Below are 13,716 nucleotides of genomic sequence, written 5' to 3' on the forward strand. Positions count from 1 at the left end.
TTCCGATCAAATCTGCCTTGCGGAGACATTGATGGCTTCACTGGAGAGCACGGCGTATCCCCAGTTCCTCAGCTTTTATTCGACTGAGGATCTGAGGCAGTTTTTTACCGTTGAGGCCGAAGACCTTGAATGGTTGAAGAGCCAAGCGCGTTCGGCTTCGACGAGACTTGGGCTGGGGGTGCTGCTGAAGTGCTTTCAGCACCTGTGGTACTTTCCCTCCTCTGTCGATACAGCTCCTCCTGAAGTCATTGATCATGTCCGTGAAGCATTAGGGTTCGGCAAGTCAATTCGTGCTCAACATGTATCCGGCGTCACTCTGTTGCGCCATAAGGCAAAGGTGCTGGAGTACCTGCGTGTTCAGTCGTTTTACGGCGTGGATGCCGTTTCCAGGACCGAACGCCTTGCTCTCGAAGCTGCTGAGCTGCTAGATCAACGATCCGACATCATCAATGCCATGATCGAGGGATTGATCATGGTCCGGTACGAGCTTCCTGCCTTCTCGACGTTAGAGGATCTGGCCGAGAGAGCCCATGTCGCGGTACAGACGCGGATTTTCGAGTTGATTTCTGGGCGCATCGGCGACGCTCACCGTGAGAATCTCAAGGCCCTCCTCCAGACGGATAAATTCGAGCAGCGTCAAAGTGAATACAACCGTCTCAAGAAGTCAGCCAAGCGCCCTACTCGCAAGCACTTGGAGACACTGGTTGACCACCTTGAGTGGCTGGAGTCGATCCCTGGGCTTGAGAAGGTCTTTGAGAGTATCCCTGACACCAAGGTTCGTTATTTTGCCGCACAGGCCATGGCCTACGACGTTTCCGAACTGAAGGAGTGCGGCGAGGCCAAGCGCTACACCCTGATGGTTGCTCTGATCCACCGCATGCAGGTTCGCGCCCGGGATCAGCTGGCTGAAATGTTCCTTCGCCGCGTGGCCACCATCCACAAGCGCGCCAAAGAAGAGTTGGAAAGGATACAGATCGATCAGCGAGGCCAGGTCGAGCGTCTTGTCGGAACACTAGACGGTGTGCTGTCGATCCTGGCGGATCAGCCGGACAATGCCACCGCTGGCGCCCAGATTCGAGAGTATCTGGAGCCTGTGGGCGGCATCGACCAGGTTCGTGAGCGCTGTGCTCAGATACAGGCCAGTAGCGGCAACAACTATTTGCCACTGATCTGGAAGCACTTCCGACCTCATCGCTCGTTGCTCTTCAGGCTCGCACACCTCTTGGAGATCCGCCCGACCAGCCAGGATCGATCATTGGTCACCGCCCTGGAAGTCATCAAGCTGTATCAAGACAAGCATCGCATCGACTGGATTGGGGACAGCATAGACCTGTCTTTTGCGGCGGAACGTTGGCGCAAGCTTCTGCGTACCGGTGATACAGCCGGTGTCCATGTGGGAATCAGTCGTCGTCACCTTGAAATCTGTGTGTTCTCACATCTGGCCGAGGATCTGCGTGCGGGAGATCTCAGCATCGCCGGCTCGGAGGAGTTCGCGGATTACCGTGATCAGTTGATTCCCTGGGAAGAGTGCCAGGCACTCCTTCCCGCCTACTGCGAGAAAATCGGACTTCCGCTCAAGCCCGACGATTTTGTGAAAGGCCTACGTGACGCGCTTAGCAGGACTGCGCAGACGTTGGACGAGAGGTTTCCGGATTGCCATGGTGACGTGATCCTGAATGCCTTCGGAGAACCGGTGCTGCGCAAGACGACTGCTCGCGAAATCCCTCCATCCGTGGTGGCGCTGCAGAATGCGCTGACGGAACGCATGCCCTCCCGGCACATCCTCGACGTGCTGGGAAACATCGAGCAATGGGTGGGATTTACGCGACATTTTGGACCGCTGTCCGGCAACATGGCCAAGATCAAGCAGCCCGCCGAACGCTATCTGCTGACCATTTTTGCCATGGGCTGCAATCTCGGCCCCAGTCAGGCGGCCAGGCATCTCAGCAACAACGGTGTCACGCCGCATATGCTCTCGTTCGTCAATCGGCGCCACCTGTCGATCGAGAGCCTCGAAGCTGCGCAGCGCGAGCTCAACGAGGTCTATCTTCGGTTGGATCTGCCCAAGATCTGGGGGGATGGCAAGACCGTTGCCGCCGATGGCACGCAGTACGACTTCTTCGATGAGAATCTGCTGGCCGGATATCACTTTCGGTATCGCAAGATGGGCGCGGTGGCTTACCGGCACGTTGCCAACAACTACATCGCGGTGTTCCGGCACTTCATCGCGCCTGGCGTCTGGGAGGCCATCTACGTCATCGAGGGGTTACTCAAGGCGGGCCTGTCCGTTGAGTCCGATACGGTGCACTCGGATACGCAGGGACAGTCGTCGACCGTTTTTGCCTTTACCCATCTTCTGGGCATCAAGCTGATGCCCAGAATTCGGAACTGGAAGAATCTGACGCTCTACCGACCTGAAAAGGCCGCGAAGTACGAGCACATCAACCGCCTGTTCTCCGGTGTGGTGAACTGGGAGTTGATCGAGCGCCACTGGAAAGACCTGATGCAGGTTGCTCTTTCCATCTACGCGGGCCGGATTTCGTCCGCTACGCTGCTCCGCAAGCTGGGCTCCAGCAGTCGCAAGAACCGGCTTTTCTTCGCTGCCCAGGAATTGGGAAATGTCGTTCGGACCATCTTCCTGCTGGAGTGGATCGGCAACCGCGAGATGCGTCAGGAGATCACGGCCAACACCAACAAGGTCGAGTCCTATAACGGCTTTGCAAAGTGGGTGTCATTCGGTGGAGACGTCATCGCCGTCAATGAGCCGGACGAGCAGCAGAAGCGGTTACGCTACAACGACCTCGTGGCCTCAGCCTTGATTCTGCAGAACACCGTCGACATGATCCGGACGCTTCAGCGTATGAAGCGCGATGGATGGAAGATTTCGGACGATGAGGTGTCCTTCCTGAGTCCGTACCAGGTGGCACACGTGAAGCGGTTCGGTGTTTACAGCCTCAAGCTGAATCGCAAGCCGGAAGCCTGGATCGGAGACTCTGCATTCCAGGAGGCTGCCGCGTCTGTTCAGCATGCCCGACAAGCGAAAGTCATGAGGCCGGAGCAATGAAAGTTCCGCCACCAACTTTCTCCACCACGCCTTACGGTGATGTCGACACCGCAAAATTGGGATCCCTGATCGAAGAGTACAACACGGAGGACTTGCTGCTACAGGTAGAACGTCTGGAGTCCTTCATGCGGCGTTTCAGACCCATCAAAGGAATCCGAGACGATTTTCTGCGCCTTCATCGCATGACTCACACGGTGGTCAACGGCGCTCCGCTCTGTGAGCCTCACAAGGAGGATCTGTGGGAGCTTGCTGAGACGCTGGTGGAAGAGCTTCAGTCGGCGGCCAGGACGTGCAACGAGATTGCTGCCGTGATTCAGCCACTCGCGGATCTCGCACCCCACTTGGAGGATTGAGCGGCATGGGTCTTCAGCTACCGAGGCATGATGCTCCCGCGAGACTCCGCCCAGTTCCTGCAGAAATCCAGCCCTGCAGCGTCGAACTCGGTTTGTAGCGATGCTATGAGGCGTCGACCATCACAGTAGTCCGCATCGTTCGCGCTGATGAAAAGGACAGAGTATGGACCGTAGTCCTTGAGATTTTCCCGGGCCATACGCAGAGCGAATTCGGTGATGACACAATCCGGCAAACTGGATTTCCCTTGCTTCGCAGGCGCCACCCCTTTCAACGAGCGCATTCCCGCGCGTCGGACATCTTCATCTGATGTCGGGAGTTCTTGGGCAGAGTTGATAAGGTCTCTCGCAAAGCGCACGCAGTCGGCAATCCATTGGAATGCCAAAGACAAGCAGCGACCTATCACCGAACATGCGGGTATTCTCCTGCTCCTTGATCGTGTCGCGGCGCCAGTATGCAGGCAAGTGCTCCTGGATCACGCCTCCCAAACGCTCAAGGGCCGGATAGAGGCCTCGAACCGTAAGTTCCCGAAAAACCAGGAATGAGCCTAAATCGTTGTCCATGTGAATCAATCCCAAATGGTGTTGGTCGCGGGTTCGTGGATACGCGTTTCGAGACCACAGTGATTGTCATCCGCGATCTGACACATCGTTTCGATCAGCCCGTAGAGTGTTTCATCTAACGCATCCCTGGAAACCACGGGGATCGCAAGCTCGTACTCGGTGCCATCGACGTTGAGACGGCGCATATTCAAAGGCTCAAAGCAACGATGCTCGATGGCCTGGCGTGCCCGGGCTACGCCACGCGATGATTCGCTCAAACGAATCAAAGTGAGTTCTACGCGAACAGTGGTCGTTGTCGCCACTTCCGGAACGTCCGCTGAAGCGGATTCGCTCTTGTTCGGTGCGTCTCGTGAGTTCAGCCCCTCTTCAAAGCGAGCCTGAAGGTTTGACTCTCTCGCATCCAGGTAGCGCAGGGCCGACTTCATGTCGCGCCAGCCGACATAGGCCATCAAATCCCTCACATCCCAGCCGCTGGCTCTTGCCCAACCGGCAAATCCGCGGCGCAAAGAGTGGCTGCTGTAATCCCCCGAGTCCTCGATACCCGCGGCGGCAAAAATCTTGCGCAGCAGAGGAATCAGGCTACCAGGGTGAAGGCCCACTGCTGCGACGCCTCCCCATCGCTCGACCTTCCGGAATACCTCGCCTTCCATCAGTCCCGACACCGCGATCCATGCCGAGTACGCGGCTACGGGACACAGCCTCGACAAAGCCGGACACTGAAAGCGGCGTCCGGCAAATTCCCGGTCTCCCTTGCTGCGCGGGAGATAGCAGGTCAAGCCTTCGCCGGAAACGACCTCGATGTATTCAATGCGCAGACTGGAGAGCTCGTCAGCTCTGAAGCCCCGCCAGAAGCCGATGAGGACCAGTGCCCGATCGCGGGTATGTCGCAGTAGTGCCTGTTGATCGCCCGATGACTGCGCAAGGACTATCTCTGTTTCAAGCCAGTCAACCACGCGCTGCAAATGCTCAAGCTCAAGCGGTTTGGCTTGCTTCTCCTGACTGGGATGGAGCGCACGGATACCCTTGAGAACCTGGCGAACCAGCGGGGCCTTGGTCGGATCGACAAAGCCGTGATCAGTGTGCCACCGCGACAGTGCGGCCAACCGATGGCGCAGTGTGCTGGACGCAAGCTTGCCACCGTAGTCGGCCAGATAGCGGGCAACCGAATCGGTGGTTGCCGGCAGGAAACCTCCCCATTCGACCTCAAAGTGCCGCAAGGCCGACTGGTAGCTTAGACGGGTGTTCTCCCGCTGGGCGGCTTCAAGGTATTGGTCGAGGCGGCTCATCAAAGGCAAGGGTATGACAAAACCACTTCGGAGCAAACAGCTCCAGACCTCTGAGGCGAGATTATCTGCTTACAGCCGAAAGCCCTTAGCATGTCCTTTTCACGCTTGGATGATGGAAAGGACATGTCCGCGATGCTGCCCCATTGGGAACTGGAACACTATCGACAACTTTACCGCGATCAGATCGATCGGCTTGTGGACACCTTGACGGTGCGGCTCCTGCCGACGTTTGATTCCGTGCACGCGGAAGTAGAGGCCATCCAACGAGAGGCGTACCGAGCCAACAATGAACTTGCCAACGATGGCAACTGGCTTGATCCGCAAACGGCCCATGACGCCGCTTTCGAAGCGTCAAGCGTGCATTTCGACAGCGTGCTCGACCTGCACCAAGGGCTTCAGAACATGTTCGCGGTCACTCTCTACCACTTGTTTGAGCAGCAAGTCCGGGCCTTTCACGTTCGCGTCCTGCATCACAAACCGCTCAAGTTTGGGCCTGATGTACTGAAGGCGTGGGACAAGACGCTTCCGGATCCTGTGCTGACCACGGAGCAGCTGTCTGGCCTGGATGAACTCCGTCTGCTGGCTAATGCCGTCAAACACGGAGACGGCGCATCGGCTCAAGAGCTCTATACGGCGGCGCCTCACCTTTTTCTGGCTGATTACGAGCAGGATGCACTCGATGACCCGACGGTCATTGTCCACAAGCCGGACATCGGGACGCCGCTTTTCGGACAAGACCTATTCGTGCGCCTTGACGACATTCATCGCTACCGACAACTCCTCAACGGCATATGGTCAGCCTATCTGGAAGCCCTTCACGGTGCTGGCCGCAGCTGACGTACTCAGAGGCCTTTGAAGACGTCCCGATGCATCTTGATCGTCTGGGGCTTAGCACGCTTCTTGGTGTTATTCCTGGCCATCTCTTCCGCCCACAGGCTGGTCTCGAAGCCGAGCTTTTCGTAGAAGCGGAGGACCGCTTCGTCGTTGTCCGCATCGACAACGATCAGTCGCGCAGCGGACAAGCCCGCCATGTTGAGAATGTCGCCGAGAAGGAGCGTCATCAAGGCGGCCCCCACACCCTTACGGTGCAAGTCCTGGTGAACGGCAAGTCGCCCGATTTTGACGGCGGGAAAGGCTGCGAGTTCGACGTGCTCACCGAACCCCAACTCGAGCTTCTCAAAGTCGTTGAGCTTGATCGCGTCGTTGGCGAGGGTAAAGTAGCCGACCGGACCTTCGAACTGCTGATGAAAGACCACGTTGGTGAAGCCCAGTCTGGCTTTGTGCAAGGCCAGTGCCTGTGCGGTCAGAAAATCGTTTAGGCGCGGCTTCCCGCACGAGAATGTGCCGAGAGTCGCCGGATCAACCTCCGTGATGGGGAGGTAGCCATATCCCTCGTCAGTCAGCATCAGCCAGGCAAGGTAACCCGATACTTGTCCAGAAAATGTGCTTCCTTGGCACGGCGGGCGGCAGCGGCCAGCTGCTCCGCGCGCTCCTGAACTGCCGGAGTGGACCGAACAGACTCAATGGACACAACGAGCCGCTTCTTCGCCTTGAGGGACGAAGCGTGTTTCTTCAAGAGTAGGCTGCGAGCGGGTTGCTTCATGGCATCGGGTCTGAACACAGGAACACCTTCCGTGCGAAGGGAAGGCATGGAGATACTAGAACAAAAAAGAGAACGTACGCAATCCATACATTCTGACAGTCATGGTGCGACTGTGTGGTGGTGGTGGTGGTGGTGGTGGTGGTGTAAGAGCGCACGGTCCCTAGTGACGATGTGCGGCAAGAGAGCTTCCTCAAGTGTGAGACGTATGGAGGCGCAGGTGAGCCGATCATCCATCATGAAGTTCATGTAGTGCTCGACTGTCAGTTCGATCAGGTGCGTATGTTCCCGGACATGAGCATCCCGATCGGGAGAGAGCCAGGTGTTGAGCCAGCGCTCTTCTAACGCAAAGCTGAGATACATACAGTCGGTGAACTGGGCAAATAGGGTAATAGCCGCCTCAGCGTCCCTAGTGGATGCTGTCCGGAGTGTCTGAAGGCCGAGATCCTCCAAGCGACGGATCGTTGCTTGAAGCAACAAGCCGTTCGGGGAAGAGAGCGCATTTGAGCAGATCATGGCGGTGAGCGTCCAAACAGTTCAGTCCTTGCTGCGGGGCGTAACGATCGATGTCGGTAGCCATATCTCGAAAATGTTGCAGCCTTTCCCCGTCCGTCCCTCAATGTCGCCCCCGTGAGATCGCAGGATTGAACGAGTGATGGCAAGGCCCAGTCCGGCGCCATCGCCGGAGTTGCGGCGGGACGCATCCACGCGGTAGAAACGGTCGAAAAGACGCGACAGGTGTTCCGGCGGGATGGGTTCCCCGGTGTTCTCGACGGAGAGATGGACGGCTTCGGCGTCAAAACTGTCCCGTACGACGCTAACCGTCACGACAATGCGCCCGCCAGATGGTGTGTAGCGAAGCGCGTTGGACAGCAGGTTGCCGATGGCGCGCCGGAGCATCAGTCGGTCTCCGGTCACCTGTCCTGAGCCCTCAAGCCCTAGCGAGACGCCATTCTCCTCCGCCAGAGCACCGTAAAAGTCGAACAGGGCCGTGACCTCGTCCGCCAGATCAAAGCTCTCCTGGCCCGGCACGATGAGACCGTTTTCCGATTTGGCCAAAAACAGCATGTCCGAAATCATCCGCGACAGACGATCGAACTCCTCGCAGTTAGACTCCAGGACTTCACGGTATTCTGCGGAGCTACGGGTCTTGGAGAGGGCAACCTGGGTTTGCGTCATCAGGTTGCTGACCGGCGTCCGGAGCTCGTGGGCCAGGTCTGATGAGAAATCAGAAAGTCGCTTGAAGGACTCCTCCAGCCGGGCCAGCATGTCGTTGAGGGACTCGGCCAACTCAGCCAGTTCGACAGGGACGGCATCGACGGGCAAACGCTGGTCGAGACGTTGGGCGCTGACTTCCGTAGCTCTTCGTTTCATCTCGCGAAGTGGCGCCAAGCTTCGACGGGCAGCAAACCAACCGAGCAGCCCGGTCGCCAAGGTGCCTCCAATGACCACACTCCAGAGGGTCTTCATGAATGAATCCATGAAGCTGTTGTGGTGGGAGATGTCCGTCGCTACGGCGACGACAGCAGGCTGCCACCCCTGAACCCCGGTGGGGGCTTCAGCCACGATGCCTCGAAAAGATAACTGATCGTCGACTTGCCACACGTAAGGGCGCTCAGCCTCAGGTGATTTGACCCGATCCAGCAAAGGTTGGGGGAAGGGCGCATCGTGGGTAGCGAACAGGGTTTGACCGTCAGGTCCCTTTACGGCCACGATCAGTCCATGGTGGCCGATCAAGGAATCATCCATCTGCTGCGGAATTGCCGCCAGATCCTGTGACGAATTCACCTTGGCCAAGGCGTGGCGAATCAGCTCGAGCTTGCCGCTCAGGGCCTCCATGTCCTGCTCTTCAAAGTGGTGTTCGACGGACTCGGCCACAATCAGGCCCAGTATCAGCAAGACCACGGTCGATGCTGCCGCGAACAGCAGAGTGAGGCGGAAGGTCAGGGACTTGCGGCGGGCTCCCAGGCGGACTACTCGCACTCCTGCTCCTCCAGCACATAGCCCATGCCGCGCACGGTGCGAATCAGCTTGGGTTCGAAACCATCGTCGATCTTGGCCCGCAGGCGACGCACTGCCACTTCGATCACGTTGGTGTCGCTATCGAAGTTCATGTCCCACACCTGCGAGGCGATCAGGGAGCGCGGTAGCACTTCACCACGCCGCCGTAGCAGGAGCTCGAGGAGGGCAAATTCTTTCGCGGTGAGGTCAATCCGTTTGCCAGCGCGCTTGACGCGCCTGCGCAGGAGGTCCAATTCCAGATCTGCCGCATGAAGGGCATCGACTTCCTTGTTCTTCGCGCCCCGGCGCAAGAGCGTGCGAACGCGAGCCAGAAGCTCCGAGAAGGCGAAGGGTTTGACCAGGTAGTCGTCGGCCCCAAGCTCAAGCCCCTTGACCCGGTCATCCACACTGTCCTTGGCAGTCAGAAACAGGACAGGCATCTCCTTGCCGGCCTTGCGCAGGGCCTGCAGCACGCGCCAACCGTCGAGCCCTGGCAGCATCACGTCGAGCACGATGAGATCGTAGATATCGGTCATCCCGAAGTGCAGTCCGTCCATGCCGTCCCGCACCAGGTCTACGTTGAAGCCGGCTTCAACCAGCCCTTGCTTAAGGTAGTCCCCAGTTTTGGGCTCATCCTCGACGATCAGTATTTTCATTGTCTTCCTCGCAGCATTCTCTATTTGGCCGCGTTAGTTTGGCGCAAGCCGCTTCCAATCTTTCCAAGATTACAAAGATGTAATTCCCGGGTCAGTCTCCTGTCGGTTTTTGCACCGCACACTGCTCGCCATGGGAACTCCAGATTCCCGAGGCCCCCCTTTGACCCCATGGAGACGACCGATGCGATCACCCCTGCTCGGGCTGCTGGCACTGGCCTTGACGAAAAGCGTCCTGGCTGATGAGCCGCTCACCCTGGAGCCTGCTTCCAGGACTTCCCCTCATGCATCCTCCCTGTCCGATTATCGTGCTTGGTCGGAAGCCCCCGTTGGCTCATGGCGAGCTGCCAACGATGGTGTTCAGCGTACAGGCGGCATGCATGCAGGCCATATGCCACCTGCCAACATCGATGAGGCTTTGCAAAAGGAAAGCGGAGCGACGCCGCCGGCCTCAGCGAGGCCCTCTGCTGATCATCACCATTAGGAGTTCGCCGTGCGCTCAACCCCATCTCCACGACACTCCCGCGCCATCAAGGGGCTGACCGCCCTGGTCCTTGGTACGCTGGTCCTGAGTGGCTGTGCCAGTTTTTCTCCGGACGGAGGCTTCGATACCGTGCGGGAAACGACCCGCACCCGTATCGGTGCCGATGCCCAATGGGCCAGAAGCGACGAGGCCCGCAAAGAGATCGATACACGTGTGGCCGAACTGCTGGCCAAGCCCTTGGCCGTTGAGGATGCCGTTCAGGTCGCCATCTACAACAACCGGGGACTCCGCGCCGCATTTTACGATCTTGGAATCAGCGAGGCCGAGATGGTCCAGGCCGGGCGCTTGCCGAATCCGCATTTTTCCATGCTGCGTACCAGCCGCGCCGAGAATGGGGTCCGCGAATTCAAGATCGAACAGGTGCTGACCTTCAACCTGTTTGCGCTGATCACCATGCCGCTTGCCGTGGAGGTCGAGAAACGCAACTTCGCCCAGACCCAGCGCATGACGGCGCTGGAGGTGGCGAGGCTGGCATCCGAGACGCGCAAGGCCTACTTTGGAGCCATCGCGGCTGAAGAGTCGGTCCGTTACCTCCGGAAAGTCAGGCAGGCCGCCGAAGCCGGCGCTGGCCTGGCCCGCAAGATGGCGGACGTCGGTAACTTCAACCGGTTGCAGCAGGCCCGAGAGCAAGGCTTTTATGCGTCCGCAGCCCTCGAACTGGCTCGGGCCGAGCAAGCCAACATCGCGGCGCGGGAGCGGCTGACCAAACTGCTGGGCCTGCCATCACCCCAGGTGATTCGACTCCCCGAGCGCCTGCCCGATCTGCCCAAGTTGCCCGACGAGTTGCCGGCAGTCGAGCAAACGGCACTGGATCAGCGCCTCGATCTCCAGGCGGTTCGTCTCGAAACCGAGGCACTGGCCAAGAACCTTGGCCTCACCCAGGCCACGCGCTTCATCAACGTGCTGGAGTTCGGACCGGCGCGTGTCCTGGAGGGCACGCGGGATAGCGGCTACAAACGTGGCTACGAAGTGAGTTTCGAACTCCCGATCTTCGACTTTGGCGGCAGCAAGGTTGCCAAGGCGGAAGCCATCTATGGCCAGGCTGTTGAACGTGCGGCCGAAGCCGCCATCAACGCCCGTTCGGAAGTCCGCGAAGCCTACTCGGCGTATCGCAACAGCTTCGACATTGCAAAGCACTACCGGGACGAAATCGTGCCGCTCAACAAGCGGATCGCCGAAGAGAACCTGCTGCGCTACAACGGCATGCTGATCGGGGTCTTCGATCTGCTCGCCGATGCTCGTTCCCAGATCACCAGCGTGAACAGCTACATCGAGTCCCTCCGTGACTATTGGATTGCCCAGAGCGATCTACAGATGGCCCTGATCGGCAAACCTTCCCTCGCCGCCGCTGCGCGCACTTCCCCGGCCAGCACCGGCCGTCCGGATCACTGACCCGAAAGGACTCCCGATGACATCCCGTCGCGCATTCATCCAAAGCCTGGGCCTGACAGGTGGCGCTGTGGCCACGGCCTCGGTCAGTTCCGTCGCCATGGCCGCACTTCCTGAACTCATTATGAAGGAGGATCCGAACACAGCGCCTCCGCATCTCCCGCAAGGCGTCACCGGCGCCGGTCGGCCCTATAACCCGGTGGTCACCCTCAACGGCTGGACGTTGCCGTGGCGCATGAACAAGGGCGTCAAGGAGTTTCACCTTGTGGCCGAACCCGTGGTGCGCGAGATCGCGCCCGGCATGAATGCCCACCTATGGGGTTACAACGGACAAAGCCCGGGTCCGACGATTGAAGTGGTCGAAGGCGATCGGGTCCGTATCTTTGTCACCAACCGCCTGCCCGAGCACACCACCATTCATTGGCACGGGCAGCGTCTGCCCAGCGGAATGGATGGTGTCGGCGGACTCAACCAACCTCAGATTCCCCCCGGCAAGACCTTCGTCTACGAGTTCGTGGCACGCCGGCCCGGCACCTTCATGTATCACCCCCACGCCGACGAGATGACCCAGATGGCGATGGGCATGATGGGCTTCTGGGTCACTCATCCGAAGGAGCGGCACCCCCTCATCGACGAAGTGGACCGGGATTTCTGCTTTCTCCTGAACGCCTACGACATCGACCCCGGCAGCTACACCCCGAAGGTGAACACGATGCTCGATTTCAACCTATGGACCTTCAACAGCCGGGCTTTTCCGGGCATCGACTCCCTCAATGTGCGCCAAAACGACCGGGTACGTATCCGCGTCGGCAACCTGACAATGACGAATCACCCGATTCACTTGCACGGCCACGAATTCACAGTCACCGGTACCGATGGCGGCCCAACGCCCAAGGGGTCCCGCTGGCCTGAAGTGACAACCGACATTGCCGTCGGGCAGATGCGCCAAGTCGAGTTCATCGCCAATGAAGCGGGTGACTGGGCTTTCCATTGCCACAAGAGCCACCACACGATGAATGCGATGGGCCATGACGTGCCGACCATGATCGGGGTCGATCACCGGGAGGCCGCCAAGCAGATCACCGATCTCATTCCCGACTACATGGTGATGGGAGACCGCGGCATGGCCGACATGGGGGAAATGGAGATGCCGCTTCCAGACAACACCCTTCCGATGATGACGGGCCAAGGCCCCTATGGCGCGGTGGAGATGGGCGGCATGTTCACCGTACTGAAGGTGCGTGCCGAGCAGAAGGCTGGTGATTACACCGACCCCGGCTGGTACAAACAGCCTCCCGGCACCCGTGCCTATGAATGGACCGGGCCCGCCGCTGAGCCGCCGCGCGCAAAAACCCAGGGGGGGCAATCCATGCCGGCAAAGGGCAAGCCCGCAGCAACCGAAGTGCAGGTTCGAAAGCCCGGCCCACACTCCGGCCACTGAGTTTCAGCCACGATAACAAGCACAGAGGAACCCCATCATGAACAAGACTCTGATCACCCTGGCGGTTCTGACTGCCGTGGGTGCGGCTTCAGGGGCCGTCCTTCTCTACTCTGGCGCCATCAACATCGCCGCCGACGAGCCTCATCACCCGCTGACCTATCGTTTGCTCGAGTTTGCCCGTGAGCGCTCCATCGCAGTACGGGCAAGTGAGATCAAGCCACCTGCTGATCTGACGAACCCGGAGCGGGTCCGCCGGGGTTCGGGTAACTACGACGCGATGTGTGTGGGATGCCACTTGTCCCCGGAAGCAGAGGACTCGGAGATCCGGAAGGGGCTCTATCCGACACCCCCAGAGCTGACCACCAAGCCCGAAACTGCGCTCAACCCCCCGTTCACTCAGGCCCGTCAGTTCTGGATCATCAAGCACGGGATCAAGGCCTCCGGTATGCCGGCCTGGTCCAAGGGCGGGATGGAAGATGAAGCGATCTGGGATCTGGTCGCCTTTCTCCAGAAGCTGCCAGGGCTGACTGCGACCGACTACAAGGCGCTTGTGGCATCCAGCGAGGGACATAGTCATGGTGGGCTCGATGCCCATGACGCTCATGGCGACCATAGCGACCATGCCAAGGATGAACCCATCCCTCCCGGCGTGGTGGAAAAGAAGGGGCACACGCATCCGCCCGGCTTCAAGCACACGCACTGACAGCCGTAGAGGGGCTCGGCCTGAAGATTACAGAAATGTAATTTTCAGGACAGCTTCTCGTCGGTGTGCGCTTGCCAGAATGAGCCATCCCAATCACCAAAGGAATCGTCATGAAACTGCA

General features: G+C 59.0%; 12 protein-coding genes. 6 read left to right on the forward strand and 6 right to left on the reverse strand.

Annotated elements, in window-relative coordinates; genetic code table 11:
* Positions 1-31 precede the first annotated feature (31 nt).
* Entirely contained in the window at positions 32-3,064 is a 3,033-nt protein-coding gene (locus tag ACIQ09_RS12205; RefSeq protein ID WP_398309920.1) for a Tn3 family transposase, read from the forward strand.
* Entirely contained in the window at positions 3,061-3,417 is a 357-nt protein-coding gene (gene tnpC / locus ACIQ09_RS12210; RefSeq protein WP_398309923.1) for a Tn3 family transposase post-transcriptional regulator TnpC, read from the forward strand. The genes ACIQ09_RS12205 and tnpC overlap by 4 nt, the downstream gene beginning before the upstream one ends.
* Before the next feature lie 300 nt (positions 3,418-3,717).
* Here tnpC and ACIQ09_RS12215 read toward each other — a convergent pair whose 3' ends face one another.
* Both ACIQ09_RS12215 and ACIQ09_RS12220 read right to left on the reverse strand, forming a co-directional pair.
* A complete protein-coding gene (locus ACIQ09_RS12215; protein WP_398309926.1) occupies positions 3,718-3,978 on the reverse strand; it encodes a hypothetical protein in 261 nt (86 codons plus the stop codon).
* Positions 3,979-3,983: 5 nt separating this feature from the next.
* The gene (locus ACIQ09_RS12220; RefSeq protein WP_398309929.1) at positions 3,984-5,264 is read right to left on the reverse strand and encodes a site-specific integrase; all 1,281 of its coding nucleotides are present in this window, start codon (positions 5,262-5,264) and stop codon (positions 3,984-3,986) included.
* Between the two features lie 123 nt (positions 5,265-5,387).
* On the opposite strand from ACIQ09_RS12220, the gene ACIQ09_RS12225 reads away from it, so the two are divergent.
* On the forward strand, positions 5,388-6,101 hold the full coding sequence (locus tag ACIQ09_RS12225; protein WP_398309932.1) for a hypothetical protein: 714 nt from the start codon (positions 5,388-5,390) through the stop codon (positions 6,099-6,101).
* A gap of 5 nt (positions 6,102-6,106) precedes the next feature.
* Here the strand turns inward: ACIQ09_RS12225 and ACIQ09_RS12230 are convergent, their stop codons facing one another.
* The 4 genes from ACIQ09_RS12230 to ACIQ09_RS12245 all read right to left on the reverse strand — a co-directional run bounded on the left by ACIQ09_RS12230 (position 6,107) and on the right by ACIQ09_RS12245 (position 9,521).
* A complete protein-coding gene (locus tag ACIQ09_RS12230; protein WP_398309934.1) occupies positions 6,107-6,670 on the reverse strand; it encodes a GNAT family N-acetyltransferase in 564 nt (187 codons plus the stop codon).
* Between the two features lie 296 nt (positions 6,671-6,966).
* A complete protein-coding gene (locus ACIQ09_RS12235) occupies positions 6,967-7,380 on the reverse strand; it encodes a hypothetical protein (RefSeq protein WP_398309937.1) in 414 nt (137 codons plus the stop codon).
* 21 nt (positions 7,381-7,401) lie between these two features.
* A complete protein-coding gene (locus ACIQ09_RS12240; protein ID WP_398309940.1) occupies positions 7,402-8,847 on the reverse strand; it encodes a heavy metal sensor histidine kinase in 1,446 nt (481 codons plus the stop codon).
* Positions 8,838-9,521 (reverse strand): heavy metal response regulator transcription factor, encoded by a 684-nt coding sequence (locus tag ACIQ09_RS12245; protein ID WP_299888408.1) that lies wholly within the window; start codon positions 9,519-9,521, stop codon positions 8,838-8,840. The genes ACIQ09_RS12240 and ACIQ09_RS12245 overlap by 10 nt, the downstream gene beginning before the upstream one ends.
* A 490-nt stretch (positions 9,522-10,011) precedes the next feature.
* On the opposite strand from ACIQ09_RS12245, the gene ACIQ09_RS12250 reads away from it, so the two are divergent.
* Genes ACIQ09_RS12250 through ACIQ09_RS12260 form a run of 3 tightly spaced genes read left to right on the forward strand, consistent with a single transcriptional unit; the run spans position 10,012 to position 13,595 of the window.
* Entirely contained in the window at positions 10,012-11,454 is a 1,443-nt protein-coding gene (locus tag ACIQ09_RS12250; RefSeq protein WP_296408173.1) for a TolC family protein, read from the forward strand.
* Between the two features lie 16 nt (positions 11,455-11,470).
* Positions 11,471-12,892, forward strand: coding sequence for a multicopper oxidase family protein (locus ACIQ09_RS12255; protein ID WP_398309944.1), 1,422 nt, complete (start codon positions 11,471-11,473; stop codon positions 12,890-12,892).
* Positions 12,893-12,929: 37 nt separating this feature from the next.
* Positions 12,930-13,595, forward strand: a complete 666-nt coding sequence (locus ACIQ09_RS12260; protein WP_398309947.1) for a c-type cytochrome — start codon at positions 12,930-12,932, stop codon at positions 13,593-13,595.
* The last annotated feature ends 121 nt before the right edge of the window (positions 13,596-13,716 follow it).

The sequence above is a fragment of the Zoogloea sp. genome, assembly GCF_044344315.1.
Classification (GTDB): domain Bacteria; phylum Pseudomonadota; class Gammaproteobacteria; order Burkholderiales; family Rhodocyclaceae; genus Zoogloea.

Bases quoted from the DNA above. Each gene is read 5' to 3' on its own strand.
- ACIQ09_RS12205 (WP_398309920.1), top strand. From the start codon at position 32: ATGGCTTCACTGGAGAGCACGGCGTATCCCCAGTTCCTCAGCTTTTAT.
- tnpC (WP_398309923.1), top strand. From the start codon at position 3,061: ATGAAAGTTCCGCCACCAACTTTCTCCACCACGCCTTACGGTGATGTC.
- ACIQ09_RS12215 (WP_398309926.1), bottom strand. From the start codon at position 3,978: ATGGACAACGATTTAGGCTCATTCCTGGTTTTTCGGGAACTTACGGTT.
- ACIQ09_RS12220 (WP_398309929.1), bottom strand. From the start codon at position 5,264: ATGAGCCGCCTCGACCAATACCTTGAAGCCGCCCAGCGGGAGAACACC.
- ACIQ09_RS12225 (WP_398309932.1), top strand. From the start codon at position 5,388: ATGTCCGCGATGCTGCCCCATTGGGAACTGGAACACTATCGACAACTT.
- ACIQ09_RS12230 (WP_398309934.1), bottom strand. From the start codon at position 6,670: ATGCTGACTGACGAGGGATATGGCTACCTCCCCATCACGGAGGTTGAT.
- ACIQ09_RS12235 (WP_398309937.1), bottom strand. From the start codon at position 7,380: ATGATCTGCTCAAATGCGCTCTCTTCCCCGAACGGCTTGTTGCTTCAA.
- ACIQ09_RS12245 (WP_299888408.1), bottom strand. From the start codon at position 9,521: ATGAAAATACTGATCGTCGAGGATGAGCCCAAAACTGGGGACTACCTT.
- ACIQ09_RS12255 (WP_398309944.1), top strand. From the start codon at position 11,471: ATGACATCCCGTCGCGCATTCATCCAAAGCCTGGGCCTGACAGGTGGC.
- ACIQ09_RS12260 (WP_398309947.1), top strand. From the start codon at position 12,930: ATGAACAAGACTCTGATCACCCTGGCGGTTCTGACTGCCGTGGGTGCG.